This is a genomic window from Epilithonimonas xixisoli (assembly GCF_004365655.1).
Lineage (GTDB): Bacteria > Bacteroidota > Bacteroidia > Flavobacteriales > Weeksellaceae > Epilithonimonas > Epilithonimonas xixisoli.
Genome location: NZ_SOEO01000003.1, coordinates 380,218 through 406,902, shown reverse-complemented (window position 1 = coordinate 406,902; position 26,685 = coordinate 380,218). Strand labels below are relative to the sequence as shown.

Annotated in this window: 28 protein-coding genes; 20 read left to right on the top strand and 8 right to left on the bottom strand. The window is 35.9% G+C overall.

Annotated elements, in window-relative coordinates; translation table 11 throughout:
- Positions 1 to 144 precede the first annotated feature (144 nt).
- The 11 genes from B0I22_RS13935 (at position 145) to B0I22_RS13885 (ending at position 8,186) form a co-directional block, all read left to right on the top strand.
- Complete coding sequence (locus B0I22_RS13935) at positions 145 to 1,176, top strand: Gfo/Idh/MocA family oxidoreductase (protein ID WP_133945870.1); 1,032 nt, start codon at positions 145 to 147, stop codon at positions 1,174 to 1,176.
- A 51-nt stretch (positions 1,177 to 1,227) separates the two neighbouring features.
- A complete protein-coding gene (locus B0I22_RS13930) occupies positions 1,228 to 1,470 on the top strand; it encodes a hypothetical protein (RefSeq protein WP_133945868.1) in 243 nt (80 codons plus the stop codon).
- Positions 1,452 to 1,757 carry a type II toxin-antitoxin system RelE/ParE family toxin gene (locus tag B0I22_RS13925; RefSeq protein ID WP_133945867.1) on the top strand — a complete coding sequence of 102 codons (306 nt, stop codon included), beginning with the start codon at positions 1,452 to 1,454 and terminating at the stop codon, positions 1,755 to 1,757. The genes B0I22_RS13930 and B0I22_RS13925 overlap by 19 nt, the downstream gene beginning before the upstream one ends.
- 103 nt (positions 1,758 to 1,860) lie before the next feature.
- On the top strand, positions 1,861 to 2,826 hold the full coding sequence (locus B0I22_RS13920) for a Gfo/Idh/MocA family oxidoreductase (protein ID WP_133945865.1): 966 nt from the start codon (positions 1,861 to 1,863) through the stop codon (positions 2,824 to 2,826).
- 4 nt (positions 2,827 to 2,830) lie between these two features.
- Positions 2,831 to 3,253: a hypothetical protein gene (locus B0I22_RS13915; protein ID WP_133945863.1), complete on the top strand. Its 423-nt coding sequence runs from the start codon at positions 2,831 to 2,833 to the stop codon at positions 3,251 to 3,253.
- Positions 3,254 to 3,257: 4 nt separating this feature from the next.
- Positions 3,258 to 3,872 (top strand): hypothetical protein, encoded by a 615-nt coding sequence (locus tag B0I22_RS13910; protein WP_133945861.1) that lies wholly within the window; start codon positions 3,258 to 3,260, stop codon positions 3,870 to 3,872.
- Between the two features lie 3 nt (positions 3,873 to 3,875).
- Positions 3,876 to 4,874: a DNA adenine methylase gene (locus tag B0I22_RS13905; protein ID WP_133945859.1), complete on the top strand. Its 999-nt coding sequence runs from the start codon at positions 3,876 to 3,878 to the stop codon at positions 4,872 to 4,874.
- A 107-nt stretch (positions 4,875 to 4,981) separates the two neighbouring features.
- Positions 4,982 to 5,872 (top strand): 3-hydroxybutyryl-CoA dehydrogenase, encoded by an 891-nt coding sequence (locus B0I22_RS13900; RefSeq protein ID WP_133945857.1) that lies wholly within the window; start codon positions 4,982 to 4,984, stop codon positions 5,870 to 5,872.
- Positions 5,873 to 5,878: 6 nt separating this feature from the next.
- Entirely contained in the window at positions 5,879 to 6,451 is a 573-nt protein-coding gene (locus B0I22_RS13895) for a hypothetical protein (protein ID WP_133945855.1), read from the top strand.
- A gap of 81 nt (positions 6,452 to 6,532) precedes the next feature.
- Positions 6,533 to 7,867, top strand: coding sequence for a hypothetical protein (locus B0I22_RS13890; protein ID WP_133945853.1), 1,335 nt, complete (start codon positions 6,533 to 6,535; stop codon positions 7,865 to 7,867).
- 76 nt (positions 7,868 to 7,943) lie between these two features.
- A complete protein-coding gene (locus B0I22_RS13885; RefSeq protein WP_063970596.1) occupies positions 7,944 to 8,186 on the top strand; it encodes a hypothetical protein in 243 nt (80 codons plus the stop codon).
- Positions 8,187 to 8,312: 126 nt separating this feature from the next.
- Here B0I22_RS13885 and B0I22_RS13880 read toward each other — a convergent pair whose 3' ends face one another.
- Positions 8,313 to 8,720: an META domain-containing protein gene (locus tag B0I22_RS13880; protein ID WP_133945851.1), complete on the bottom strand. Its 408-nt coding sequence runs from the start codon at positions 8,718 to 8,720 to the stop codon at positions 8,313 to 8,315.
- Between the two features lie 241 nt (positions 8,721 to 8,961).
- Here B0I22_RS13880 and B0I22_RS13875 point away from each other — a divergent pair, with 241 nt between their 5' ends.
- The 3 genes from B0I22_RS13875 (at position 8,962) to B0I22_RS13865 (ending at position 10,904) form a co-directional block, all read left to right on the top strand.
- Positions 8,962 to 9,462 (top strand): hypothetical protein, encoded by a 501-nt coding sequence (locus B0I22_RS13875; RefSeq protein ID WP_133945850.1) that lies wholly within the window; start codon positions 8,962 to 8,964, stop codon positions 9,460 to 9,462.
- 141 nt (positions 9,463 to 9,603) lie between these two features.
- Positions 9,604 to 10,050, top strand: coding sequence for a KTSC domain-containing protein (locus B0I22_RS13870; protein WP_133945848.1), 447 nt, complete (start codon positions 9,604 to 9,606; stop codon positions 10,048 to 10,050).
- Positions 10,051 to 10,175: 125 nt separating this feature from the next.
- Positions 10,176 to 10,904 carry a PmeII family type II restriction endonuclease gene (locus tag B0I22_RS13865; RefSeq protein ID WP_133945846.1) on the top strand — a complete coding sequence of 243 codons (729 nt, stop codon included), beginning with the start codon at positions 10,176 to 10,178 and terminating at the stop codon, positions 10,902 to 10,904.
- Here B0I22_RS13865 and dcm read toward each other — a convergent pair.
- The 5 genes from dcm to B0I22_RS13840 all read right to left on the bottom strand — a co-directional run bounded on the left by dcm (position 10,880) and on the right by B0I22_RS13840 (position 18,649).
- Positions 10,880 to 12,121: a DNA (cytosine-5-)-methyltransferase gene (gene dcm, locus B0I22_RS13860; protein WP_221411241.1), complete on the bottom strand. Its 1,242-nt coding sequence runs from the start codon at positions 12,119 to 12,121 to the stop codon at positions 10,880 to 10,882. The genes B0I22_RS13865 and dcm overlap by 25 nt on opposite strands.
- A gap of 145 nt (positions 12,122 to 12,266) precedes the next feature.
- On the bottom strand, positions 12,267 to 15,455 hold the full coding sequence (locus B0I22_RS13855; RefSeq protein WP_133945842.1) for an efflux RND transporter permease subunit: 3,189 nt from the start codon (positions 15,453 to 15,455) through the stop codon (positions 12,267 to 12,269).
- Between the two features lie 7 nt (positions 15,456 to 15,462).
- Complete coding sequence (locus tag B0I22_RS13850; RefSeq protein WP_133945840.1) at positions 15,463 to 16,524, bottom strand: efflux RND transporter periplasmic adaptor subunit; 1,062 nt, start codon at positions 16,522 to 16,524, stop codon at positions 15,463 to 15,465.
- Between the two features lie 77 nt (positions 16,525 to 16,601).
- The gene (locus tag B0I22_RS13845) at positions 16,602 to 17,954 is read right to left on the bottom strand and encodes a TolC family protein (RefSeq protein ID WP_133945838.1); all 1,353 of its coding nucleotides are present in this window, start codon (positions 17,952 to 17,954) and stop codon (positions 16,602 to 16,604) included.
- Positions 17,955 to 18,055: 101 nt separating this feature from the next.
- Positions 18,056 to 18,649 (bottom strand): TetR/AcrR family transcriptional regulator, encoded by a 594-nt coding sequence (locus B0I22_RS13840; RefSeq protein ID WP_133945837.1) that lies wholly within the window; start codon positions 18,647 to 18,649, stop codon positions 18,056 to 18,058.
- 269 nt (positions 18,650 to 18,918) lie between these two features.
- Between B0I22_RS13840 and B0I22_RS13835 the strand changes: the two genes are divergently transcribed.
- The 4 genes from B0I22_RS13835 (at position 18,919) to B0I22_RS13820 (ending at position 22,726) form a co-directional block, all read left to right on the top strand.
- Complete coding sequence (locus B0I22_RS13835) at positions 18,919 to 19,707, top strand: HNH endonuclease (RefSeq protein WP_133945836.1); 789 nt, start codon at positions 18,919 to 18,921, stop codon at positions 19,705 to 19,707.
- A 25-nt stretch (positions 19,708 to 19,732) separates the two neighbouring features.
- The gene (locus B0I22_RS13830; protein WP_133945834.1) at positions 19,733 to 20,938 is read left to right on the top strand and encodes an RsmB/NOP family class I SAM-dependent RNA methyltransferase; all 1,206 of its coding nucleotides are present in this window, start codon (positions 19,733 to 19,735) and stop codon (positions 20,936 to 20,938) included.
- A 299-nt stretch (positions 20,939 to 21,237) separates the two neighbouring features.
- On the top strand, positions 21,238 to 22,290 hold the full coding sequence (locus B0I22_RS13825; protein WP_133945832.1) for an NAD(P)/FAD-dependent oxidoreductase: 1,053 nt from the start codon (positions 21,238 to 21,240) through the stop codon (positions 22,288 to 22,290).
- A 103-nt stretch (positions 22,291 to 22,393) separates the two neighbouring features.
- On the top strand, positions 22,394 to 22,726 hold the full coding sequence (locus B0I22_RS13820) for a 2Fe-2S iron-sulfur cluster-binding protein (RefSeq protein WP_133945831.1): 333 nt from the start codon (positions 22,394 to 22,396) through the stop codon (positions 22,724 to 22,726).
- Between the two features lie 119 nt (positions 22,727 to 22,845).
- Here B0I22_RS13820 and B0I22_RS13815 read toward each other — a convergent pair whose 3' ends face one another.
- Positions 22,846 to 24,276, bottom strand: coding sequence for a M20/M25/M40 family metallo-hydrolase (locus B0I22_RS13815; RefSeq protein ID WP_133945829.1), 1,431 nt, complete (start codon positions 24,274 to 24,276; stop codon positions 22,846 to 22,848).
- A 125-nt stretch (positions 24,277 to 24,401) separates the two neighbouring features.
- Here B0I22_RS13815 and B0I22_RS13810 point away from each other — a divergent pair, with 125 nt between their 5' ends.
- Positions 24,402 to 24,938, top strand: a complete 537-nt coding sequence (locus tag B0I22_RS13810) for a lipocalin family protein (RefSeq protein ID WP_133945828.1) — start codon at positions 24,402 to 24,404, stop codon at positions 24,936 to 24,938.
- 2 nt (positions 24,939 to 24,940) lie between these two features.
- Here B0I22_RS13810 and B0I22_RS13805 read toward each other — a convergent pair whose 3' ends face one another.
- Positions 24,941 to 25,555, bottom strand: coding sequence for a hypothetical protein (locus B0I22_RS13805; RefSeq protein ID WP_133945826.1), 615 nt, complete (start codon positions 25,553 to 25,555; stop codon positions 24,941 to 24,943).
- Positions 25,556 to 25,622: 67 nt separating this feature from the next.
- Between B0I22_RS13805 and B0I22_RS13800 the strand changes: the two genes are divergently transcribed.
- Positions 25,623 to 26,585, top strand: a complete 963-nt coding sequence (locus tag B0I22_RS13800; RefSeq protein ID WP_133945825.1) for a YpdA family putative bacillithiol disulfide reductase — start codon at positions 25,623 to 25,625, stop codon at positions 26,583 to 26,585.
- Positions 26,586 to 26,685: the final 100 nt, after the last annotated feature.

The window sequence follows — 26,685 nt, the reverse complement described above, 5'->3', positions numbered from 1 at the left end:
GAGCGGATTTATAAAAATTAAGTCTGCAAAATCAGCTTAATTTTGCGAGATTTTATTTTAATTTTCTGTGACTTTTGTGGTTTTATTTTAAATTTATTGCGATTTTGCAAGACAGAAATCATTTCAAATTAATTGTAAAATTTTATGAGAAAAATAAAAACAGCTTTGTTGGCTTACGGCGGTTCCGGGAAATTGTTTCACGCACCGTTTTTCGAAGTTCACGAAGGTTACGAATTATTGGGCGCTTATGAACGAAGCAAAAAATTAATCCAACAAGATTATCCGGAAGTCACGAGCTTTGATTCGTTGGAAGCCGTTTTGGAGAGCGATGCGGAATTGGTTGTTGTGAACACGCCAATCGACACACATTTCGAATTCACAAAGAAAGTTTTGGAAGCTGGGAAAAATGCTTTGGTGGAGAAAGCTTTTACGACAACTTCTGAGGAAGCTGAGGAATTACACAAACTTGCAAAAGAGAAAAAACTGAAACTCTGCGTTTATCAAAACCGAAGATATGACAGCGATTTCAAGACTGTAAAAAAGGTTTTGGATGAGGATTATCTTGGCGAAATCGTGGAAGCAGAAATCCGTTTTGAAAGATACAATCCGGAACTAAGCCCGAAAGCGTGGAAGGAAAATGGAAATCCAGGCGCAAGCATTTTGATGGATTTGGGTTCGCATATCATCGACCAGGCTTTGACTTTGTTTGGTTATCCTGAGAAGGTTTTTGCAGACATCAGAAGGACGAGAGAGAATACGCAGATTGATGATTATTTTGATATTTTGCTTTATTATTCGGACAAACGCGTGAGATTGAAATCTAGTTATTTCGTCAAAGAACCAACGCCAGCTTATGTTTTCCACGGCAAAAAAGGAAGTTTCTTAAAACATCGTGGCGACGTTCAGGAAGATGAATTGAAATTAGGAAAAGTTCCGAATCGCGAGAATTGGGGAACGGAGCCGGAAGAGAAAACCGGACTTTTGGTTTACAATGACAGAGTTGTCCACTTCCCTACTTTTCAAGGAAATTATCTTAACTTTTGTGATGACCTTTATGACGCGATTGTGAATGATAAAAAAGTTCCTGTAACTGCGAAACAAGCTTATCATACGATGAAAGTGATTGAAGCGGCGAAGGATAGCTCTGAGAAGGAAGAAGTGATATCTTTAGACTGAAAACATTTATGTTTTTAATTTTTTTGTAAATTTGATATAAATAATTTCAAAATGAGTTCAGCCGAATTACAATTAAAATTAGATGTTATCAATAAAATAACCGAATTGAAAGAAATTCGGGTTATACGAGAAATCAAAAAACTGTTGGATTTTGAACTGGATGAAGATGTTTTCGTATTATCAAAGCAGCAAGAAAACAGAATTGCAGAAGCGAGAAAAGAATATGCAAATGGAGAAATATCCAGCAATGAAGAGGTAAACAAAGAGATTGAGCAATGGCTAAACGAAAAATAGTCTGGATTAATTCTGCAAAACTTGAACTTAAAGAAATTCTAATTTATTGGACAAAGAAAACAAAATCCAAAACTTATAGCAAAAAGCTCAGCATATTAGTTACCGAAGCTATCAATCTCCTATCTCAGCATCCAAAAATCGGAAGAACAACAAATGATGCAAACACCAGAATCAGCATTGTTCACAATTACCTGATTTTCTATGAAGTAACTGAAACGCAGTTAATCATTTTATCAATTTGGGATGCAAGAAGAGATGAAAATGAAACAGACTTTGACTATACTTAAAAATATTTAAAATGATAAGACTCAGAAAGTTTAAAAATTCTGGGTCTTTTTTTATGTTGGTTGGCGATAATTCTTAAATTTACGTCTTTAAGAAAATTAAGCTATGATAAAAGCCGGACTTGTGGGCGCGGGACATTTGGGAAAAATCCATTTGCGATTGTTGAATCAATCTGAGAAATATGAACTCGTTGGTTTCCACGACAAAGATGCAGAAAACGGCCGAAAACTGGAAGCGGAATTCGGTTATAAATATTTTGAAAGTTTGGAGGAACTTTTGAACGAAATCGAAATGTTGGATATTGTGACACCAACGCTTTATCACTACGATTACGCCATAAAGGCGATTGAAAAAGGCATTCATTTTTTCATTGAAAAACCTGTGACGCAAACTTTGGAACAGGCGGAAGAAATTCTTCAAAAATGCAACGAATTTGGAATAAAGGCGCAAGTTGGTCACGTGGAAAGATACAATCCAGCTTTTATTGGTGCGAAAGATTATATTAAAAATCCAATGTTCATCGAGATTCACAGATTGGCGGAATTCAATCCTAGAGGAACGGATGTTTCTGTAGTTTTGGATTTGATGATTCACGATTTGGATATTTTGTTGAGTTTGGTAAAGTCGAAAGTGAAGTTGATTCATGCGAGTGGTGTTTCTGTTGTGAGCAAAACGCCGGACATTTGCAACGCCAGAATCGAGTTTGAAAATGGTTGTGTCGCGAATTTGACGACTTCAAGAATATCGATGAAAGCAATGAGAAAATCAAGATTTTTCCAGCAAGATGCTTATGTTTCTGTTGACTTCTTAGAAAAAAAATCCGAAGTTATCCGAATGAAACCTGCACCAGAAAATCCGTCTGACTTTGATATGATCATCGAAAATGCGGAAGGTGAGAAAAACCAAATTCTTTTTGAATATCCAAATATTCAACCAAATAATGCTATTCTTGATGAATTGGAAAGTTTTGCCAATGCTATCACATATGATGTTCCTGTTCAAGTTTCTTTGGAAGATGGAACGGAGGCTTTGAAGGTTGCTTTGGAGATTGTAAGGTTGATACAGAAATAAATACTTGAAAAATTACATTAAAATAATATTATTAGTATTTACGTTCTCTTGTCAAAAAGAGAATAAAAAAGTTCTTGAAGGAAAATGGATTTTTGTTTCAAATTATAACATTCCACATTATACTCTTGATGGATTTGAAGAGCCACCTTTACCTCCAAAAAATGATCTTGGATTTAATTTTTTTTCGAAGGACAGCTGTGAAGCTAATAGTATATTTTATAATTTAAAATCTTTAGATGTCGATTATTATCGAGAAAGTTTTGGAAGAAAAACGGTTTTCAAAATTGATAAGGATTCATTGAAAATTTTTGACAGATCGCTAAACAAATGGACTTGTTACAAAATAATGAGTCTGGACGAAAGTAATTTAGTTTTAAATTATAATGATATTCAATTAAAAAATTATGTGAAGATTCTAAAAAATTAAATGAATGACTCTCCAATCCTTAGAATCCGAACTCAAAAAACGCATCAACTTACCTTACAATTGGGGAAGAAAGCAGTCTGATGATTGGGATTTTAAAACGAAATTCATTTATCAGATTAAGGTTTTTGAAGATTTGGAAAGTCAATGTAAAGATTTTGATGAAGGTTTGAGAAATTATGCTTTCAATCGTTGGCTGAATTTCTGGTCTGCAAAAGCGGTTGAATATATTTTTACATCCAATCATTTGGTAAACAAAGAAGAAAATCAGTTTTCTAAGACGGTGGATTTTTATATTTCAGGAATTCCGTTTGATCATAAAAGCAGTATTTTCCCGAAACAGTTTGGGGAAAGTTTTGAGTATGCTGTTGATCACAAAAAAGAATTGATTGAATGGCTTTACAACAATCAAAGTCAGCAAGGAAGAAAACATCATGCGAACCGGTTGTTCATTATTTTTTATGATGCGAAAAATGGAGAACATTGGAAACTGAAGACCGAACTTTCTTTAATCAAAGAAAAAATCACAGAATATCTCAGCAATTTTTCGAGAGCCAATTTAGTTTCCTTAAATTTGGAATCTCACGAGATCCTTTCAGATTTGATTTGGATCAAAGCTTAATTCATGAATTACATCGGTTCCAAAAACAAACTTTCAGATTTCATCAAACAAAGCGTTTATCAAGTTGTTGGTAAAGACTTGAGCAGCAAAACATTTTGCGATCTCTTCGCAGGAACCGGAATTGTCGGACGAAATTTCAAAGCGGAAACCAAGAAAGTCATCAGCAACGATTTTGAATTTTACAGTTATGTTCTTAATCGAAATTACATCGGAAATCATAAGAATTTCGATTTTGAAGATTTCATTAATCAATTGAATTCGATAGAAGGAAAATCTGGTTTTATTTCAGAAGAATATTCGGAAAACGGGAAATCGGAAAGGCTTTATTTTTCGGAAGAAAACGGAAATAAAATAGATGCCATTCGACAGAAAATTGAAGATTGGAAATTGTCTGAAAAAATCAATGAAGATCAATACTATTTCCTGCTTTGTTCACTTTTGGAAGCTGCGGATAAGGTTGCGAATACAGCCTCTGTTTATGGCGCATTCCTCAAACAAATCAAAAAATCGGCTCAGAAAAAATTAGAAATCGTTCCTTCTTTTTTTGAAATCACGGAAAATAAACACGAGGTTTATAATGAAGATGCGAACGAATTAATCAAAAAAATCGAAGGAGACATTCTGTATCTCGATCCACCTTACAACGCTCGTCAATACGGAGCTAATTATCATCTCCTAAATACAATTGCAAAATACGACCAATTCTCTCCAAAAGGAAAAACGGGACTTCGAGATTATCAGAAATCAAAATATTGCAGCAAAGTTGAAGTTGCAAAAAGCTTTGAAGAGCTCATTAAAAACGCGAAATTCCAGCATATTTTCCTAAGTTATAATAATGAGGGATTGATGCCTGAAAGTGAAATTAGAGATATACTTTCCAAATTCGGGAAATATGATATATTTACAACCGAGTATCAACGTTTTCGGGCAGACAAAGAAGAGAACAGAAATCATAAAGCTTCGGAAACGACAGAGTATCTTTATTATCTCGAGAAAGAGTGATTAGGTTTTAAGAGTTAGGTTTTAGACTTTACTTCAAATCAATATTTAAAAAATTAAAAATTATATAAATGAAACCGAAAGGTTTGTAATTGATAAACAATTAAAATATGAAAAACATTGTTGTAATAGGCGCAGGAACTATGGGAAATGGGATTGCCCACACTTTTGCCCAAAGTGGATTCCAAGTGAGTTTGGTGGATGTGAAACAGGAAAATCTGGACAGAGCGATCAAAACCATCACCACCAATCTAGACAGAATCATCGCCAAAGGAAATCTGACGGAGGAAGAAAAAACCAGCACGCTTGGAAACATTACAACATTTACGGATTTGAAAGATGCAGCGCCAAAAGCTGACCTCATCGTAGAAGCTGCGACAGAAAATTTGGATTTGAAACTAAGAATCTTTGGACAGATGGACGAACTTTCGCCAGCCCATTGCATTCTTGCGACCAATACCTCATCCATTTCTATCACGCAAATTGCTGCTGCAACAAAACGTCCGGAGAAAGTCATTGGAATGCACTTTATGAATCCGGTTCCGATTATGAAACTGGTAGAAATCATCAAAGGCTACTCGACTTCGAAAGAAACATTTGACGAGATTTTTGAATTGAGCAAAAAATTAGGAAAAGTTCCAACCGAAGTGAACGATTATCCCGGATTTGTAGCCAATAGAATCCTGATGCCGATGATCAATGAAGCGATTGAAACACTTTATAACGGCGTTGCTGGTGTTGAGGAAATCGATACGGTGATGAAACTAGGAATGGCGCATCCGATGGGACCTTTGCAATTGGCAGATTTCATCGGGCTTGATGTTTGCTTAGCAATCCTAAATGTAATGTACGAGGGTTTCAAAAATCCGAAATATGCGCCCAATCCACTTCTTGTGAATATGGTAATGGCAGGCAAAAAAGGTGTAAAATCTGGTGAAGGTTTCTACGATTATTCCGAAAGTAAAAAAGCGGAGAAGGTTTCGAAAATGTTCTTAAAATAAATTGAAATGTTTGCAAAAAAGTATTTGTTCTTTTGCCTATTTCCTACGCTGATTTTTGCGCAGGAGAAAATACTTTCTGCAGATTTTGATGGTGATAAGATTAATGACAAAGTCTATTTAGATTCCAAAATTGGAGCCGTGGTTTATCAACTTTCATCCCAGAAATTCAAAAAAGTGTCGTCTGACCAATTTGAAGATTCCGGCGAAATATTTTTTTATAAAGCTAAAAATGGTTTCCGGGTGAGTCTTAATCAAATGCGGGCTTCCAACGCTTATCAATTTCGATTCGAAAAAGAAACCGGAAAAATGAGATTGATAGGAATGGAACGTTATGAATTTGGTCCGGCAAATAATGATGGAAGTGGAGAATCCAGCGTAAATCTTCTTACGAATACTTATATCGGTGAATGGAATTATTGGGATAACCACAAAACAGAATTAATCAAAATCCCGACTATCAAAAAGAAAATGGTTTTACCAAAAGCATATTTTGACAATCTCGGAAATGCTTTTTCAACTTATATAAATAAAGACACAAGCTACTATCTCGCAGAGAAAAAACGGCTTTATAAAGAATAGATTTTCAAATTCGGAATTTCGGATTACGATTTATAACTTTGTCAGAATCAGATTTGGTTCTGACATTTTATTTTTAAAACTATGATTTCCCTAAAACTGAAACCAAATTACGAGAGAATTCTGCAAATTTTTCTCATCATTGCTACCTACGTGATGATTGTTTTGAGATTCCTTCTCAACGAAAAAGGACGCGTGAATCCGGATTCCATACGATATATGAGGCAATCTGAGATTTTCCCGATTATAGACAACACCACGGCGCCGCTGGGCTATCCTTTACTCATCAAGTTTTTTACGATTTTTGGAATCGATGATTTCTGGAGCAGTAAACTGATTGGAATTTTGGCCTTCACCGTTCTGTTGATTTTCTCTTACAGGAAGAATTTTTACTTTCGGGAACTATTGATTGTATCGGCACTTTTCAGTTTTGTGAGTATTTTTTCTTTCACGATGAGCGAGGCTTTAACCCTGCCTTTGGTACTTCTTTTTTTCTACATTTCGCATCAAATTATCAAAAATAAAATCTCTGCGACGAAGGGTATTTTCGCATTAAGTCTAATATTAATTCTCCTCATCAACATCCGTTACAGCGCCTTGTTTTTCTGCTTGGGAAGTATGGCTTTCGGGGTTCTTAATTTCAGAAAAAAATACTGGAAAAGCTTTGTGATTCCGGGAATTGTTGGTTTGGGATTCTATGGTTTGTACAAGGTTTTGTTCATCGATTATTTTAATGAAAACTATGTTGATACTTTTCTAGAAATCGGGCTAAAATCAACGCCTACTCTGCTTTTGGAATTGTATCAAGGTTTGGCAACCACTTTTAATCCGTTCATCCATATTGCAGATCCAAACGGTGGCAACATCAATTACGGAATCTATGGCATTGGTGTTTTGACGATTTTGGCAATGGTTTATATTTTCATTAAAACCACACTTTCTGAGACGGAAAAATTCATCCTGATGATCTCATTCATCACTATCGTTTTGTCCTATTTTGTACAGTATTTCTACTCGGTAAATGCGATAGATTATCGTTTGCTGGCGCCATTTTCTATTGGAATTTGGATGGTGTTTTTCAGAAAATTGTTTCAGATTTTTAATAGTTTGACCTATTCGATTGCATTTTTGAGTTTGATGACGGGATTTGCTTTCACTTGGCTATCCAAAGGTGATTATCTTGAGAATCGAAAAATCATTACAGAATATCTGGAGAAAGAAAACATCAAAGACGAAACCATCAAGTTCTATCTCAAAAGTGAAGACAGCGGTGATGATATTCAAACTGCTGAACTTATCAGCACGGTAAATCCGAAGATATACGTCACCTTCAAAGCGGAAGACACGCTGAAAAAGAGTGTGCTCACGAAGCAAAGAGTGGAGCGAAAAATCAATATCAAAAAAAATAATTATCAATAGTAGTTTTCGGGAATTTTTCTATCTTTGAACCATAGAGCAAAGCTCAGATTTATTTTTAAAATTAAATATTTTACATATGAAATTACCAAAGTTTTTATTAGCCGACAATTCTGAATTTCCAGAAGATCTTTTTGTAGTTCACACAGAGTATCCACGTTTTATCCTTAACGTAGAAGAAGAGGACGTAGAATGGTTGGACGATTTGGAAGGAGATGATGAGGAAACTGTAGCAAACGAGGCTACAAAAGTGGTGGAGGAAGCCTTCAAATGGTGTGATGAAGAGCTTGCAAAATACGACGACGAGGAAGACGAAGAATAATAAAAAAGGAACTCAACACTGAGTTCCTTTTTTTATGCCTTTTTTTGCGATCACAAAAAAAAATTTATCGAGGATTCATCCAAATCAATTGTGAAAATATGAGAATAGCTTTCACAAGAATTTAAATTAATCTTGCTTTTTATTGAATTTCAAAAGTAGCAAATTGTCTTTGTACAATTCCAATGTCGTTTCTGTCACCACATATTTGTTCACTTCCTGCAAAACGCTGATGTAGCTGGTTTCCGAAGTCATATTGTTGCAAATTTTTCTGGTAGAACCTATGTTTTTTGCAGAGAAATTTCCCGCCGAAGTATCAATGACTGCATCAGAAAAATAATTGTTGCAGCCTGCATTTCCAGAGATTCTGTTTTGCTCAATCAGCAATGTTGGCTTATTCGTAATGTCATCTGCCAAAACCCATTGCGTTCCTGTCACAGGTGCTTGATTTTTCCCTAATTTAGACGCATTTCCTACTCTACTGGTACAAGAAACAATCGTAAGGGACAATATAGATGTTAAAAGAAGTTTTTTCATTTTTATAAAATTACATTCCAAAGATAAGATTTTCTTTTTAACATAATCTTTTTTCAATGATCGATTTTCGGACATAATCTTTTAACTTTTAATGATCGAATTTCCATTTGGCACTTTCTAAAGATTCGAGATTTTGAAATTGTGGGTGAAAATCCGTTTTGCTTTTTTATGTTTTCTTTATATTTGAAAAAGTAAACCTTTGCATCATCGCTTTGGTTTTGATTAAAAAAACAAACATCAAATGAAAGAAGAAAGTATTGATAAATTGAATTCTCTGTTTTCCAATCTGAAATCTGAGGAGGAAAAACTAAAAGCCAGTCAGGAAAAACAAAAAAGCGAAGAAGACTTGTTTGTAGAAGGTTTCAAAACGCTTTGCAAGAATTTGATTGACCCAAAAATGCAGGAATTCAGGAGAATGTTACGACAAAATGGATTTGGTTGCAAAATCACCATCAATGAAGACAGCAAAAGCGGAACTGGCATCAATGCGCAACCCAATATCAAACTTCAAATCTCCAGAAATGTAGATTCTAATTTCTACACCAACAACAAGTTTCCGCACGTCATGTTCACGGCAGACAAATATTACAAAAAAATCGGAATTCATCTTGACACCGTTTTCCAAAATGGCGAAGGAACTGCCGCAATGAAGGAACAAAGCTACACGCTTGAAACGCTGAACGAGGAAATCGTAGAAAAAGAAATCCTGGAATCTATCGAAAAAATCCTGACCAATAAGTAAATTTTTCCTTTCCAAAATTAACTTTAATTCATCAAATAAATTAATAATGAATAAGTTATGATTTTTAAATTTTAAAAGCTTAATTTTGCACCCCGAAAATAGGCATTGCAATACGCCTTGACAAATCAATAAAATCTAATTATGAAAAGAATAGGCGAACACAGAAAGCTTCTTGGCGTTGACAAAACTGCAACTCTGAAAGACCTGAAAACCATTTACAGAAACACAATGAAGGACACGCATCCTGACAAATTTGTAAATAATGAAGCCGGAAAATTGGAAGCTGAGGAAAAAAGCAAATCCGTAATCGAAGCTTATCATTTCTTAGTAAGCATCCACGAGGAAACGCAGGAAAAGTACAAAGAAGAATATACGGAGACGATTACTACATCTAATATCCAAGATTTTTTCTTAGAAAAATCAATTTTGACCGTTCAGCATTTGAATGGAAAAATGTTTGAATACATCGGTGTTCCAAGAAACATTTACATCAAAATGGTAAACTCAGATTCTGCAAGCCGATTTGCGAGAAGACATATCTACGGGAAATTTATCTACAGAAAATCTGGCGAAGCGATGGCAGATTAGGAATTGATATTTAAAAATATTTTGAAGACTCTCAGATTTTTTCTGGGAGTTTTTTGTAATTAAAGTGTTTTAAGCAAAGAAAAATAAGCTATATATTTACAAAAACATTATTAATAACTCAAAAAATGAAAACCAGAACTCAAGAAGAATTAATTCAGGAAATTGTTGAGTATTTCAAAGTTTATATTTTTGAAAATCACATTACCGCTTCTATAAATACGCATTCAAAACTCAAAAGTTATAATATTAATCCTATTGTTGTCAAATATTTATCAAAGGTTTTAGAAAACGATTACACAGCTATTGGTGTTGCAAAAGCATTATTTTATCCTCGAGTTTTGGGAACCTCTATTAATACGTCTTTCGGAACAAGAATTCAAAATATGTTTGTTGATTTAAAAATTGCAGAAGGCTCTTTAATAAAAGGAATGGATATAGAATTTTTAGATAAAATTGACAATCGAAGAAAATGGTGTCAACTCAAATCTGGACCAAATACTATAAACTCTGAAGATGTAAAACCTTTAATTAAAAAATTTACAGATACAATCAATCTTGCCCGAACCAATAAAGCATTTAAAAATATTAATAATACTGACTTTATGGTTGGTGTACTTTACGGAGAAGTTGATGAATTGAGTATGCATTACAAACTCATAGATAAAACTCATCCGGTTATTATTGGAAAAGAATTTTGGCACCGAGTTACCGGATTTCCAGATTTTTATGATGGATTGGTTGAAAATCTCCAGCTTTTAATAACAAATATTGACACACAAGATTTGATTAATGTAGGAGTAGAAAAACTTTCAAAGGAAATTGAAAGTTCTCAACTTTTTGATTTTAAAGAGTAATATGAATTCAAAAATTTAATAATAGAATAACCTACTTCCCTTCCCAAATTTACAGGAACCGCATTTCCAATTTGTTTGTATTGTTGAGCCAATGAACCAGCAAATTCCCAATCATCAGGAAAAGTTTGTATTCTTGCATATTCACGAACGGTAAACGGTCTGGTTTCATCCGGATGACATCTTTCAGTTTGTTTTTGAGCAGGGCTGCAAGTCAAGGTTAAACTAGGTTCATCCCAGCCAATTCTTCTCGCCATACCTGTTTTTCCTCCACCCAAAAAGAAACTTCCGCCCATATATTCTTTTTGAATTTCTAAAGGTAAATCTCTCCAATAGCCTTTTGGTGGAACTAAATCCAAAACTACTTTTTTACTTTGAGGATATTTTGCACCGCCCGAAATGGGAACATCAGTATCAAATAATTCTCCTTTTTTCAAAGCATCTTTTAAATTATAAATTTTATTAAATGGTTTTGGATAATCAAATTTAATTTGAATATCTTTTCTAATTCCCACCAAAATTAATCGTTCTCTTTTTTGAGGAACTTTGTAGTTAATAGCTTTTAAAACCTCTACAGGAACAACATTGTAACCAATTTCATCCAAAATTGAAATCATTCCTTTCAATGTATTTCCATTTTCGTGGCTTATGAGACCTTTTACATTTTCTCCGATACAAATTGGAGGGTTAACTTCTTGAACAGCTCTCGCAAATTCATAAAAAAGTGTTCCTCTGGCATCTTCTAAACCTAGTCTTTTCCCCGCGTAACTAAATGCCTGACAAGGAAATCCACCAGTAACCACATCAATTTTATTTTTAAATTCTGAAAAACTGAAATTTTTAATATCGCCTTCAAAAACTTTCCAATGAGGTCTGTTTTGTCTTAAAGTTTGACACGCGAATTTGTCTATTTCATTCAAAGCTTCACATTTCAAGCCTGCCTTTTCTAAACCGATTGCCAAGCCACCTGCTCCAGCAAAAAGCTCTAGAACTTTGTAATCATTATTTGGTTTTACATAATTGTTTAGTTGACTATTATTTTCAATTAAAAAATCTGGAAACAAATTCTGAATATCATTTCGATGATAAACACGATAATTACTCATTGGTTCTCTTACGGCAACCAATTTCCCTTCATCATCCCATCTTCTGAGTGTTTTTGTACTTTTATTTAAAAGTTCAGCAGCTTCAGAAATCGTATAATAATCTTTCATAACCAAGTTGTACAACATTAGACATTGGTTACAAATTTATATTAAATTTAGTCATTTGACAAGAATTTTGAAAAATAAAATTATTATTAAAATTCTAACAAAAAAGCCGCCTCATTCGAAAATGAGACGGCTTTCAACTTAACTATAAATATTAATCTACGTGTTTCGGCGTATAGCCATCTTCACTTAGTTCTCTGTGATCATAATCTGCTTTCATTTCTGCGTCATAATCTACAACTTCATTTTTACCCATTCTTCTCAACATGGAATCGAATAATGAATAAACTACTGGCACGATAATCAAAGTAAGGAATAAAGATGATGTCAAACCACCGATGATTACCCAAGCCAAACCGTTGTTCATTTCGGCTCCTGCTCCTTTTGCAATTGCAATCGGAATCATACCGAAGATCATCGCAATCGTCGTCATCAAGATCGGACGAAGACGCGCGTGGTTGGCCTGAATCAATGCATCATGCGTGTTGGCTCCTGCCGCTTTTCTCATATTGGCAAAATCGACAATCATAATCGCATTCTTCGCCACCAAACCAATCAACATAATCATCCCGAGCATCGTAAAGATGTTCAATGAGTTTCCTGTGATCGCCAGAATTACCATTACTCCAATCAATGCCAAAGGAATCGAGAACAAAACCACAAACGGATAAACAAACGAGTCATACAAGGAAACCATTACCAAATAAACCAATACAATAGCCGCCAACAAAGCAATTCCTAATGTACCGAAACCTTCGGTCTGGTTTTCCATATCTCCACTCCAGATGTAGCTTACGCCGGCTGGTTTGGTTTTTTCGTTGTCCATAAACTGAGCAGACCATTCGTTGGCAACATCACCCACGGGACGACCTACCACTTTGGATTTTACCTTTACAGAAGGTGCTTTGTCTCTACGTTCTAGCAAACTTGGTCCAGATCCCATTTTCACCTCAGCGAACTGACTCAATCTGATTTGTTCTCCGTTTGTATTGGTAAACATTAAGTTTCTAACGTCATCAATCGATTGTCTGTTGGCATCTCCAAAACGAATATTGATGTCATATTCATATTCTCCGGCTCTGAATTTTCCATCTGTATTTCCAGAGAATGCAGTCTGCATTGTTTGTCCTACACTGGAAAGATTTAAACCTAAAGTTGACATTTTATCTCTGTCGATATTCACCTGAACTTCCGGATTTCCTGAGTCGGTTGATAATTCTGCATCCACAGATCCGGGAACTTTTTTAAGCAATTCTAAGATTCTGTTTGCTTCTTTGTTCGCCGTCGCGTTGTCCTGAGCGGTAACTACCATTTCGATTGGTGCAGCATCTGCTCCCATCAATCCAATTGGTGCGGTTTTGAACTCAACGCCTGTGAATTTTTCTTCTAATGCTCTCTTGATTTTAGCGGATTTGATGTCTGTACTTTCGTTACGTTCCGCTTTATCCACCAAGATTACTTGAATTTCTGATTGATACAAAGTCGCCTGAGCTCCACCAAAACCTGATGACTGCTGACCAACCGTTGTAATCATATCCACAACATCTTTGTCATCTCTAAGGTATTTTTCAACCGCAAGAGTCAATTGATTGGTTTTTTCAACAGAAGCATCTTTCGGTAATTCCATCTGAACAAGGAATTGTCCTCTGTCCATTTTCGGGAAGAATTCTCCTCCAATAAATCCAAATGCCACCAACATAAATGAAGCAATCAAAATAACAAAGGTTACAATAACTGTCATGATTCTTCTTAATGTTGACTTCAATGCCCATTCTAGAATATCACTGATCCAATGAGTGAATTTCTCCAATTGTTTTTCAAACCAAAGGATGAATTTCTCGAAAGGATTTTTACCAGTCAAATGAACCAATTTTCCAAATCTTGAAGACAACCAAGGAATGATCGTAAATGATGCTAACAATGAGAACATTGTCGCAATAACTACCGTAACACAGAATTGTGCTAAGATGTCTGACACTAGACCAGAACTCATCGCAATTGGTAAGAATACCACCACGATTACCAAGGTAATTGCTGTTACTGTAAATCCAATTTCCGAAGCTCCATCATAAGCTGCACGGATTCTGCTTTTTCCCATCTCCATATGACGGTAAACGTTCTCCAATACCACAATTGCATCATCCACAAGAATACCTACAACGAGTGAAAGTCCCAATAAACTCATCAAGTTCAAAGTGTATCCCATCAAATACATTCCAATCACCGTTGCAATCAACGATACTGGAATCGAAACCATTACGATAAATGCATTTCTGATGTTGTGAAGGAACAATAGCATTACCACTGCCACCAAAATAATCGCTAAGAATAAATCGAAAATTACGTGATCTGCTGCATCCAATGTAAAATCTGTAGAGTCATCTACTATATTTACTTTTATGCCCTGCGCTTTGTAATTACCTTCAACCTGAGCGATAGTTTTCTGAACCAATTCTGAAACCGCTACTGCATTGGCATCGGATTGTTTTTTCACCTGCATCAAAATCGTAGGATTTTGATTGAATCTCGCTACTTTTTCTACATCTTTCTGAGTATCAAAAACTGTTGCAACATCGGAAAGACGAACTTGTACTCCATTTTTGTTGGATACTACAAGGTTGTTCATCTCAGCAATATCTCTGTATTTCCCAGAAAGTCTGATGGTTGATCTTGAAGTTCTCGTTTTCAAAGCTCCCGTTGGGAAATCTAAGTTCGAAGAAAGAATCGCTTGCTGCACATCTCCGATTGAAAGACCGTAGCCTTGCAGTTTCATCTCGTCCAGACTTACCTGGATTTCTCTCTCCTGTCCACCAACAAGATCTACCTGAGCCACACCATTTACACGGGAAAAGATCGGTTCTACTTTTTTATCTAAAAGATCATAGAGATCCTTATTATTCATTTTATCACTGGTAATACTCAATGTCATGATTGGTAAATCATCCAATGAGAATTTCTGTAGTGACGGCGGATCTGCATCTTCCGGAAGGTCTGCCAAAATTGCATTCACCTTTCTCTGAGCATCATTCAAAGCATAATTGACATCGGCACCTGTGTTCAACTGAACCATAATTACCGATAAACTTTCGTAAGAAGATGACTCAACTTTTTTTACGTTTTCCAAAGAACCAACGGCATCTTCAATCTTACGCGTCACCGATGTTTCCACCTCTGCAGGGGAAGCTCCGGGATAAACCGTAGAAATCGTTACCATATTGGTTTCAAATTTCGGAATCAACTCGTACCCCATCATGGAGTAACTAAGCAAACCTCCCAAGGTCAAAATCGTAAACAATACGATGACAAGGGACGGTCTTTTAATGGATATTTCTGCTAACTTCATCTGTACTCTACTTTACAATATTGATTTTTGAACCGTTGTCTAGGTTGATTTGTCCGCTGGTAATCACTTGCTCACCACCGTTTAGTCCGCTGATGATTTGTACTTTGTCACCATACACTTTTCCGGTTTTTACGGTAATCATTTTTGCAGTTCCGTTTTCTACGATGAAAATCTGACCAGAACTTACGCCATTAGCAAAAGCTTGCGCAGGAATGGTCAACATATTTTGAGTCTCCGCACCGTGGTTGGTTTTGAAAGTAGCTGTTGCGTACATACCTGCTTTTAGATTTCCTTTGTTTTGAACTTCTATTTCAACAGGGAAATTAAGCGAAGCATCACTTTTCGGAGCGATGAAGGTAATTCTTCCACTGAAAGATTCTTCTGGCAAAACATTGACGTTGATGTTCACCGTTTGTCCAACCTGGATTCTTCCAACTTGGCTTTCGTCAACCAAAACAGAAAGTTTTAGGGAATTGATATTTACGATTTCGAACAATGCTGTTCCTGGTGCAACAACCGCTCCCGGCTCTACCATTTTCTTATTAATCGTTCCGCTGATTCCCGCTCTTACACTTGTATCATTGATTTTAACACCTTGCGCTCTCAAAGATGCCTGAGCATTTTTAAGCTGCAATCTAGAGTTGTCCAATTGTTGTTTCGTAACACCACCAGTTTTGAAAGCATTTTCGTAACGTTGGTTGTCGATAATTGCGTTTTGCAAATTGTTTTGAGCCTGAGTCACATCCACTTCGATCGCATCTCTTTTGATGGTTGCCAAAACCTGACCTGCGCCAACTCTGGAACCTTCTTTCACAAAAACGCTTACTACTCTACCAGAAATATCAGCAGACTGATTGGTTTCTTGTTTCGGGATGAAAGTTCCGTTTGCAGAATAATCTGTATTAATGTCAGTTCTAGAAGCCGTCACAACATTCACATTGATTTTATCAACCTGTTTTGCCACTTCTTTCACCTCAGTTTCCTGCTTCTTTTTGTTATCAGCAATTTTGTAAGCTGCCAAACCGATAAGAACAGCTGCTACGATGATATATATTAAAGTTTTTTTCATTTGGAAAATTGATTATTTTTTTGATAGTCAAAAGGAATCTCAATCATAAAAATCAATGAGATTTCTTTTATAGTTTATTATGGATTTTGTAAAGTATTAAGTTCTCCTTTTGCTTTAATTAATTTAATTTCAGCTTGCTTGTAGTCTAATAATGACGTTGTGTAATTCTGTTTAGCATCTGTCAAAGCATTTTCAGAATCAAGAACCTCTGTCAAAGTAGCCAATCCGTATTGGTAATTGGATTGTGTATCTTTCTGCACTTTCTCAGCAAGTTCTACGTTGCCTTTCATATTTTCGATATTGATGATGGAATTTTCCATATTCTCAATGGCATTTTTGTATTCCAAATTCAAGCTCAGCTGTGTATTTTCGATATCAACATCCAAATCCTGAATATCAATCTCAGCTTGCTGAATTTTTGATTTCGTAGCCCCACCTGTGAAAATCGGAATGTTGATATTCAAACCAATCGCTGAATAATCGCTCCAAAGAACGCCGTTGTTCAAACCATTTGTCAATGGGAAATTTTTACCCATTCCAGCCCATCCGTAATTTGCGGTCAAACCAACAGTTGGATAGAGATACGCTTCTGTCGCTTTCAAATTGTACTGAAGAAGTTCTCTATTTTTGTTCAAAACTTTAACCTCCGTTCTCTCATCCAGATTTACATTTCCCGCTATCAATTCTGGTCTTGGTTCGATAGATTTAGCTTCCAATTCAATTGGCTTATCAATCGGAACACCCATATAAAACTTCAACGAATTTTTGGAAAGTTCTACGGCATTTACCAATTGTTGTCTGTTTGCGCTAATATTCGTCAATTGAACATTGGTTCTATCCAAATCAATCCCTTTTGCCAATCCATTATCTACCAAACTCTTGATTACGTTTCTAACTTTTTCTGTATTAGCATAACTTACGTTGAGCGTTTTCAGATTTTCTTCTTGTACGAAAACTTGATAATAAGCCGTTGCCACATTCTCAATGATTTGCTCATTTGAAAGCTGTGCGTTCAAAACGTAAAATTCTCTGGTAGATTTTGCCGCTTTCAGACCTGTGAAAACTCTTTGGTCAAAAATAGCTTGGTTCAAAGTTACCACCGCTTGCGACACCCAAGGCTGTCCCATTCTGGCAATCAGCCTTTCTCCGCCAAACTCCAAAAGTGATTCTTGGATGATTGGATTATAAGTAATTCCCGCAGTTGCGCTGATTTGTGGCAATGCGCCCGCTCTGGCTTCAGCAATTTTGTACTCTGCTTTTTTCACCTGCAAAGCTGCCTTTTTGGCTTCTGCCTTATTTTGCAACGCCTGCTTTATGGCTTCCTGCAAAGACACCTGTTGCTGTGCAAAAGCAGATGTAGAGCCGAAAATCATAAATGCTGCCGCTATTCCTAATTTTAGCTTTTGCGCAGGCACTAATTTTCTATTCATAATTTATTAATTCTATATTTTTAATTTTTTTCGTAACTTTTCTTTACTCCTTACGGACGAATCATCTTTATTAATACTTTAATATTTATTAAATATTTTTATTAATTTTTAAATAGCATTTTTAAGATGATATCTTTTCGATCAGAAATCAATCTGTCAAATTCCTTATCATCGATCATCATATTCTCCATAAACAATGGTCTAATGGCACTCGGAAATATCAAAAGTGAAATCATATTAATGATGAATTGGATAGGTTCCATTTTTTCTATGTTGCCTAGATTCATCTCTTTTTTGATGTCTTTATAAAACATTTCCAAATCCTCCTTTTCCACATCTCTTTTGTGGCAAGTTCCCTTGTTGATCTGTGAGACAATGTAAGTTTCCAAATAAGGATATTGCAAACTGGTCTGCAAGCTACCTTCGATAAAATGAGTTATTTTTTCTTTGAACGGAAGTTCCGATCTCATTATAATCTCAGATTTCTCTTTTTCAACTTTATGAGCTTCATCGAAAACAATCTGTACCAAATTATCTCTCGAACGGAAATAATAGTTGATGAGCGTTCTGTTGACTCCAGCCTCATCCGCAATCTCTTGTGTAGTCGCACCAAATCTACCCTGAACGAAGAATAGATTCTTCGCAGTTTCTTTGATTAACTCTTGTGTTTGGTCTTTTTTCTCTTGTTTTGACATTTTTGTTAAACAATTTTGTGCAAATTTAAATCAAACTTTTGTTTTGACAAAATTGTTAAACAATGATATTTAACATATTTGATAAAATTAATGCTAAATTAATATGAGCATCAAAATGAACCACTATTCTCATGACAAGAAATCTCGGGAACAATTAATTTTAAAATCAGTAACTTTGCAAATACTTATGACCAAAAAAAATCTAACAACTACTCAATAAAAAACAGAATCAACATTCTTTTATCCCTAATTAAAACTGCATAAAAAAAATGAGGACTCTTGAAGATTGGAAAGTTTACAAATTCGGAAAAGGTTTTGATGATGATTATCAACTGCTATTTTCCACTTTTGGCGAAGTAAAATCTTGTACCAAAAGCAATCCGGATGGCAATATCATCAATGGCAGTCTGAGAGACGGCTATCCCATTATCAGTTTTACCCAATACAAACCGATAAGCGAAGAAAATCAGTCAATTTTTGAACTACAAGAAGATAAAATCAAACTATTACGTGAGGAAAACAGAAACCTCAAAAAAATAGCGAGACGCAAAAGCACTCCAAAAAAAGATCTTATCAAAATCCGAAAGGAAATTACCAAGATTGAAAAAACAATAACAAAGAACTTAAACCAACTGTCCAAACAACGTAAGGAAGAAAAGAAGACAAGAGCTATTCACATTCATCTTTTGGTACACAAAGCAGTTGCAGAATTGTTCATTCCCAATGATGATCCCAAAAACAAAAAATTTGTTATCCACAAAAACTACAACAAAACGGACAACCGTGTAGAAAATCTTAGTTGGGCAACCCAACAAGAGGTCATAGAAAGAAGTCAAAAGAGTCCCAATTACATACGACACACAATCAACAGACCCAAAAGAGATCCCAACATTGTTGCAAAACTCACACGGAACGAAGTGGTTCTTATCAAACGAAAATTGGAAAAAGGCGAACCAATGTCCAGATTAGCCAAGAGATTTGGCGTATCTGATATGCAGATTTATAGAATAAAAACAGGCGAAAACTGGGCTAATGTCAAAATGAGCCTATCAGAATAATTAATAATAAACTTTATCATAATTAATGGAACTTATACACCGCAATCTTTTAATCGGAATTCACGATTGTCTTCAAGAAACGTTTTTCGAAGACCGAAAATACGCCGACAAAGTCATAGAAAGACTCCTGAAAGCCCATAGAAAATGGGGAAGCGAAGACCGACGCGTGGTTTCCGAGATTTTTTACAACATCATCCGTTGGAAAAAACGCTTGGAATACTATATGGGAGAAAGCGTAAAACCTACGAATGTTTACAAAATGATTATTGCGTACTTGCTTTGGAGCAAAACGCACTACAAAAAATTTGAAGAATTCGACGGCATCAAAGTCGCTGACATTCTTACAAAACTTAAAAAAGGAACCGTTCCTACAAAAGCTATCGAACATTCGATTCCGGATTGGTTGTCAGAAACTTTGGAAAAAGAATTGGGCAAAAGCTGGGAAAGAGAAATGCTAGCTCTCAATGAGCAAGCGCCAACAGTCCTGCGTGCCAACACTTTGAAAACGACGCCAAGAGAATTGATCGCTGACTTAAATGATGAAAATGTTGAGGCATTCACCATCAAAAATTATCCTGATGCCATCCAATTGGCAGAAAAGAAAAACGTGTTCTTGACCTCAGCTTTCAAAGACGGATTTTTCGAAGTTCAGGATGCGAGTTCTCAAAAAATCGGAGAATTACTAGACGTGCAAGAAGGAATGCGTGTTGTAGATGCGTGCGCTGGAGCTGGTGGAAAAACTTTGCATTTGGCCGCTTTGATGAAAAACAAAGGTCAAATCATCGCACTGGATATTTACGAATGGAAACTTACAGAACTGAAAAGACGTGCCAAAAGAGCTGGCGCTCACAACATTGAAACCAGATTGATTTCTGACAACAAAGTCATCAAAAGACTTCACGAGAAAGCAGATAGATTATTAATAGATGCGCCGTGTTCGGGTCTTGGTGTTTTGAAAAGAAATCCAGATTCCAAGTGGAAAATAGATCAGGCTTTTATCGATAGAATCAAAGGCGAGCAACAGCAAATCCTGCAAGACTATTCCAAAATTCTAAAAAAAGGTGGACAGATGATCTACGCAACGTGTTCAATTTTGCCTTCGGAAAACAACGAACAAGTCAAATTGTTCCTTAGCAACAATCCGGATTTCACGCTTGTAAAAGATCAAAAAATAATGCCAAGCGAAGGCTATGACGGGTTTTATATGGCGCTTATTAAGCGTAATGCATAAAAAAAATCCTGAACAGTCATAACAACTGATCAGGATTTAAAAACACAAATGATGAAAGGGCAAATCTAAAACAAAACGTATAATAATGTCTTATCATTTGGTAAGATTTTATCTGAATATGATTTTAAACATAGTAAAAGTGATTCTTCGGAATCACTTTTTTTCTACTCAAAATCCCTATTCTTGGGACATACAAAAGATTTGATCAGATTTATTTATTAATCCAATTAATATCATATTTTAGAATCATTCTAAAGTTATATTTATTATTAAATTTGCTATTCCAAAATTTTATATAAATGTTTGAAACAGATATCATTATAATAGGTGCAGGTCCTACGGGACTTTTCACAGTTTTTGAAGCAGGATTGTTGAAGTTGAGATGTCATTTGATTGATGCACTTCCGCAGCCTGGTGGGCAATTGACAGAACTTTATCCTAAAAAACCAATCTTCGACATTCCTGGATTTCCAAGTGTTGATGCAGGTGTTTTGGTAGATAACCTGATGGAACAAATCAAACAGTTTGAACCTCAATTTTCATTAGCCCAAAAAGCAGTGAGCTATGAAAAAACGGAAGAAGGTGATTTCATCGTCACCACAAGCCGTGGCATCCAAGTAAAAGGGAAAGCCATTGCCATCGCTGGTGGACTGGGAAGTTTTGACCCAAGAAAACCAGAATTGGCAAACATCGATAAGTTTGAGGAAAAAGGCGTAGAATACTTTGTAAGAGAACCAGAAATGTTCCGCGATAAGAAAATCGTAATCGCGGGCGGTGGAGATTCTGCATTGGACTGGTCGGTTTTCTTGGCAGACGTAGCGTCTTCAGTCACTTTGATTCACAGACGTAATGAGTTCCGAGGCGCTTTGGATTCTGTAGAAAAAGTAACAGAATTGAAACATCAAGGAAAAATCAACCTCATCACACCTGCAGAAGTGACAGGCTTAATTGGCGAAGAAACTTTGTCCGCTATCGAAATCGAGAAAAATGGCGAAAAATCCATCATCGAAACCGATTATTTGATTCCATTGTTCGGATTGACGCCGAAATTAGGACCTTTGTCCGATTGGGGATTGGAAATCGAGAAAAATGCCATCAAAGTAAACAATGCTTTGGATTATCAAACAAACATCGAAGGCATCTACGCAATTGGCGATATTAATACTTATCCTGGAAAATTAAAATTGATTCTTTGTGGTTTCCACGAAGCAACATTGATGGTTCAAAGTGTTTACAACAGACTGAATCCGGGGAAAAAATTTGTTTTGAAATACACCACAGTTAGCGGCGTTGACGGTTTCGACGGAACCAGAAAAGAAGCAGAAAAAGCGGTTGTAAAAGCGATTGATTAAACAAAGAGATAATGGACGAAAAGATGATAGACAATAAATTTTTCAAATACAATTTTTAGTTTATTTTCTATCTTCTAAAAATCTATTCTCTTATATTTGCAATATGTCAGACGTTAATATTACAATCATAGACAGAAACGGGGTTTCTCATTCTATTCCGGCTCCAACAGATATGGCGATGAGCCTTATGGAAATCGTACGTGCCTACGAATTAGCGGAGGAAGGAACCATCGGAATCTGCGGCGGAATGGCAATGTGCGCCTCTTGCCAATGCTATGTTTTGAGCGAAAATGTGCCGCTTCCAGAAATGTTGCCCGATGAAGAAGCAATGCTGGATGAAGCTTACAATGTAAAACCAAACAGCCGACTGGGCTGTCAGATTCCTGTAACTATGGAATTAGAAGGTCTCATCGTAGAGTTGGCGCCTGAATCTTAATTTAATCAAATATTAGAAACAACGTTTTGTTTCAGTAAAAATAAAAGAGCAAATAGAAATCCAAATCTACTTGCTCTTTTTTTATTCTTAAAATCTTGTTGTTGTGTGGTTTTAAATTATCAATCCAAAATAAATTTCTTAGTAATGACTTTTCCAGATTTTGTTTTGAAAACGGCTAAGTAAAAACCTTTGTTCAATTTATTAAGATCAACTTTCCCGATGGATAAAAGGTTTTTCGATTCTATCAATTGTCTTCCGCTGGTATCAATAATCGCTAAACTCTCCACAGAATCTTTTCCGAATCTGTAGTTAAGTGATTTATCTTTAACATAAATTTCTACCAAACTTTTATCAGTTTCGGAAATCGATAGAGCTGAACCTTTCGCAGTTTCAATAATAAATTCTAAGCCCAACTTTGCAAACTTTGCAGCGTGCGTAGCTGTATTGTTACTACGTGATAAAGTGTCGTTTGCACTGTGAATATAAGGATTGGATTGCGAGAAAGAAGCTTCAAAAGGAAATGCTGCGTCGAAACCATTTTGCGCCCAACTGAAGTGATCGGAACATCCATAATTACAAATTGTACTTCCATATGTGAAGGCGTGAGCACCCGTTTTGTTGTAATGCTCCATCAATTCTATCAAAAACAAATTGAGATCATTGCTATTATAAGCATCTGTAGATACATAAACATCTCTGCTGGAACCCTTATAATTTGTCATATCAAATTGAACATATGACAATACATTTTTACCCTCGGAAGCGTAATCCTGAGCTATTTCCGAAGATCCAACCAAGCCAATTTCTTCGGCTGCATATGCCATAAACTCAACCGTTTTTGCAGGTTTGTAGTTCATATCCAAAAGCACGCGCATCATCTCTGTGATGGTTGCAATTCCAGAAGCATCATCGTCCGCACCCGGCGCTAAAGCGGCGTTGGAAATCGTATCCATATGCCCGCCAACAATGATATATTCACTTGGAGAAACGTTTCCATTAATTGTGAAAATCAAAGAAGGCATAGGCGTTCCCACGTGATTTACAATTCTCACAGAAACATCCGTTCTTCCCGAAGTAGCAATCAAACCTTCCCATTTTGTTTTCAGATCTTGTACAGAAGTCTTGGCCTGTTGGGTGGTATGTCTGCGGGTTCCGTAAGCTTCCATCACCAAAATGTGGCTTTTGATATTCTCTGCGTTTACCAATCCAATCGCCTGATTTACAAGTGCATCTTGAGAGATCGTAAAATCTAAAATTCTATTGGATTTTTTCGCAACTTTTATCGCAGAAAGCGCTTCCTCCGGAGAGGATTTATAAACATATCCAGGGCCGTGCGTAATGACATTATGATGCAGATATTCCGCTGCTTTTTCGGATAAATGGACAGCAGCGTGTTGATTATTGGTATTGATAATCTGAATTTCATCTGGAAATTTCTCTTTCAGTGCAATGGCACTTTTGGCATCTGTGGTGGCATAAAACCTTTCAGACTGAGCAAAAGCTTCGTTGAACAATACAAGAGAAAGGATAGAAAATAATTTTAGTTTCATTGATTTTGCATTTCAACTTTTATTTTGGTAAAAATAATCAAATTATTATATCAGTTTTTTAAATTTTAAACCATTCTTAAGAGATGATGGAATTATTTTTGAATTAACCCAGAAAATAAGATAAAATGAGAAAATTCATCAAAATAGCAATTCCCGTATCGTTGGGAATTTTAGGTCTTGTCCTTTTACAAAACTGCTCTGCAGGCATTCCGGAAAAAGCCAGTGCCGTTCAGAATTTTGAACCGGAAAAATACTTGGGAAAATGGTATGAGATTGCAAGATTTGATTACCGTTTTGAAAAAAACATGAACCAAGTGACAGCCACCTATTCCAAAAATGCAGATGGCACAATCAAAGTCGATAACAAAGGTTACGACTACGTAGAAAAAGAATGGAAACAAAGTGTGGGCGAAGCAAAATTTGTGAACGAAGAAAACGAAGCCCGATTGAAAGTGTCTTTTTTCAAACCATTTTGGTCTGGTTACAATGTTATCGATTTGGATGAGAATTATAAATACGCCCTAGTCGCCGGCAAAAATCTAGAATATCTCTGGATTCTTTCCCGCGAAAAAACCATCCTGGATGACATCAAATCCCGATTTCTGGAGAAAGCAAAATCCGTTGGTTACGACACATCAACCTTAATTTGGGTAGAGCAATAAGTTTAAATAGTCCATTGATTATTTGCAATTCCAACGAGATAATATTGATCTTCTATCTTTTCGAAAATCAAAATCAGACTGTTCCAGTCCATATAAGAATATTCCGCAGTTCCTTTGATGTAGTTTTCTACCACCACGGAACTCGGATATTTTTCTTTGATATTATTAATCGTATTGCCTCGTCCTTCGAAGTTTTGTATATTAAATTTAGCTTTTGAAAAGTCTTTTTTGAAAACCCAATTTTTAAAATAATCCTTCAACGAAACCGAATATTTTTCAGCCAAACCATCCTTCTCACCAAAGGTAAAGCGGATGTCAGAATTAATATATTTATCAAAATCTAATTTGGAAAACGTTTTGTCCTCGTCCGAAACAAAACTGTACATAGAAAACCGCAAACCTTCATCCAAATGAATGTAAGTGGACAAATTTGCGTAATCTTCTTTTTTAAGAATCTCCAAAATTTCTTTATTGAGCTTGGTCACAATTTGATCTTCCGAAAGCTCTTGATTAGTGTCAACTTTCTTAGATAATTGTGGATCTGAATGGTTTTGTTTCTCATCAGATTTTGTGCAACTCATCAAAAATAATATGCCTATTAATAACCAATTTTTCATCTTTAATTTTAAGAAAATAAATTAGAATAAACAAATTTACAATCCAAAATCTTTGTAATTTTGAAAGATGGAATTATATGACGTTCTCATTATCGGTGGCGGTCCCATTGGCTTAGCCTGCGCTTTGGAAGCTAAGAAAAACAACTTAAATTACATCGTGATCGAAAAAGGAACGGTGGCAAACAGCCTGTACAACTATCCTTTATATATGACTTTTTTTTCCACTGCAGACCGTTTGGAAATTGGCGAAATCCCCTTCATCACCACAAAACCAAAACCGGGCAGGCAAGATGCGTTGGAATATTACCAGGGGATTGCGAGACAAAAAGAAATCAACATTCGTCCCTATGAAAAAGTCATTAATATCCAGAAATCTAGTTTCTTCCAAGTGGAAACTAGCAAGCAAATTTATTTTGCTAAGAATGTCATCGTTGCAACAGGTTTCTATGACATTCCCAATCTGATGGAAATTCCGGGCGAAGATTTGCCAAAAGTAAAACATTATTACACAGAGCCTTATCCGTATGCTTTTCAAAACGTTGTGGTTATTGGCTCCAGCAATTCTTCCGTAGATGCAGCTCTGGAAATCTACAGAAAAGGCGGAAATGTAACCATGATTATCCGAAGCAATGAGATTTCTAAAAGTGTAAAATATTGGGTAAAACCCGACATCGAAAATCGAATCAAAGAAGGCAGCATCAAAGCTTTTTTCGGAGCAGAGCTTTTGGAAGTGAAAGAGCAATCTGTCGTTTTCAAAACCAAAAAGAAGGAAATCCACGAAATAGAAAATGATTTTGTTCTCGCAATGACCGGCTATCTTCCCGATTTCGAATTCCTAAAAAACATTGGAATCAATCTGAAAGGCGAATGTCTGAATCCGCACTACAACAAAGAAACAATGGAAAGCAATCTACAAGGAATCTATCTCGCAGGCGTGGTTTGCGGCGGAAAAGACACGCATCTTTGGTTCATAGAAAACTCCAGAATCCACGCCAAGCAAATCATCAAAGATATTCTTGATAAAGCTTAAGCCAATAGATTTCTACTTTGGATCTTTACATTTGAATGTTGTTTCTTTTTTAATCTTTTTTATTACAAAGTGGTATTCTTTTTGTAATTTATTGGACGAC

Bases quoted from the DNA above. Each gene is read 5' to 3' on its own strand.
- B0I22_RS13935 (WP_133945870.1), top strand. From the start codon at position 145: ATGAGAAAAATAAAAACAGCTTTGTTGGCTTACGGCGGTTCCGGGAAA.
- B0I22_RS13930 (WP_133945868.1), top strand. From the start codon at position 1,228: ATGAGTTCAGCCGAATTACAATTAAAATTAGATGTTATCAATAAAATA.
- B0I22_RS13925 (WP_133945867.1), top strand. From the start codon at position 1,452: ATGGCTAAACGAAAAATAGTCTGGATTAATTCTGCAAAACTTGAACTT.
- B0I22_RS13920 (WP_133945865.1), top strand. From the start codon at position 1,861: ATGATAAAAGCCGGACTTGTGGGCGCGGGACATTTGGGAAAAATCCAT.
- B0I22_RS13910 (WP_133945861.1), top strand. From the start codon at position 3,258: ATGACTCTCCAATCCTTAGAATCCGAACTCAAAAAACGCATCAACTTA.
- B0I22_RS13905 (WP_133945859.1), top strand. From the start codon at position 3,876: ATGAATTACATCGGTTCCAAAAACAAACTTTCAGATTTCATCAAACAA.
- B0I22_RS13900 (WP_133945857.1), top strand. From the start codon at position 4,982: ATGAAAAACATTGTTGTAATAGGCGCAGGAACTATGGGAAATGGGATT.
- B0I22_RS13895 (WP_133945855.1), top strand. From the start codon at position 5,879: ATGTTTGCAAAAAAGTATTTGTTCTTTTGCCTATTTCCTACGCTGATT.
- B0I22_RS13890 (WP_133945853.1), top strand. From the start codon at position 6,533: ATGATTTCCCTAAAACTGAAACCAAATTACGAGAGAATTCTGCAAATT.
- B0I22_RS13885 (WP_063970596.1), top strand. From the start codon at position 7,944: ATGAAATTACCAAAGTTTTTATTAGCCGACAATTCTGAATTTCCAGAA.
- B0I22_RS13880 (WP_133945851.1), bottom strand. From the start codon at position 8,720: ATGAAAAAACTTCTTTTAACATCTATATTGTCCCTTACGATTGTTTCT.
- B0I22_RS13875 (WP_133945850.1), top strand. From the start codon at position 8,962: ATGAAAGAAGAAAGTATTGATAAATTGAATTCTCTGTTTTCCAATCTG.
- B0I22_RS13870 (WP_133945848.1), top strand. From the start codon at position 9,604: ATGAAAAGAATAGGCGAACACAGAAAGCTTCTTGGCGTTGACAAAACT.
- B0I22_RS13865 (WP_133945846.1), top strand. From the start codon at position 10,176: ATGAAAACCAGAACTCAAGAAGAATTAATTCAGGAAATTGTTGAGTAT.
- B0I22_RS13855 (WP_133945842.1), bottom strand. From the start codon at position 15,455: ATGAAGTTAGCAGAAATATCCATTAAAAGACCGTCCCTTGTCATCGTA.
- B0I22_RS13850 (WP_133945840.1), bottom strand. From the start codon at position 16,524: ATGAAAAAAACTTTAATATATATCATCGTAGCAGCTGTTCTTATCGGT.
- B0I22_RS13845 (WP_133945838.1), bottom strand. From the start codon at position 17,954: ATGAATAGAAAATTAGTGCCTGCGCAAAAGCTAAAATTAGGAATAGCG.
- B0I22_RS13840 (WP_133945837.1), bottom strand. From the start codon at position 18,649: ATGTCAAAACAAGAGAAAAAAGACCAAACACAAGAGTTAATCAAAGAA.
- B0I22_RS13835 (WP_133945836.1), top strand. From the start codon at position 18,919: ATGAGGACTCTTGAAGATTGGAAAGTTTACAAATTCGGAAAAGGTTTT.
- B0I22_RS13830 (WP_133945834.1), top strand. From the start codon at position 19,733: ATGGAACTTATACACCGCAATCTTTTAATCGGAATTCACGATTGTCTT.
- B0I22_RS13825 (WP_133945832.1), top strand. From the start codon at position 21,238: ATGTTTGAAACAGATATCATTATAATAGGTGCAGGTCCTACGGGACTT.
- B0I22_RS13820 (WP_133945831.1), top strand. From the start codon at position 22,394: ATGTCAGACGTTAATATTACAATCATAGACAGAAACGGGGTTTCTCAT.
- B0I22_RS13815 (WP_133945829.1), bottom strand. From the start codon at position 24,276: ATGAAACTAAAATTATTTTCTATCCTTTCTCTTGTATTGTTCAACGAA.
- B0I22_RS13810 (WP_133945828.1), top strand. From the start codon at position 24,402: ATGAGAAAATTCATCAAAATAGCAATTCCCGTATCGTTGGGAATTTTA.
- B0I22_RS13805 (WP_133945826.1), bottom strand. From the start codon at position 25,555: ATGAAAAATTGGTTATTAATAGGCATATTATTTTTGATGAGTTGCACA.
- B0I22_RS13800 (WP_133945825.1), top strand. From the start codon at position 25,623: ATGGAATTATATGACGTTCTCATTATCGGTGGCGGTCCCATTGGCTTA.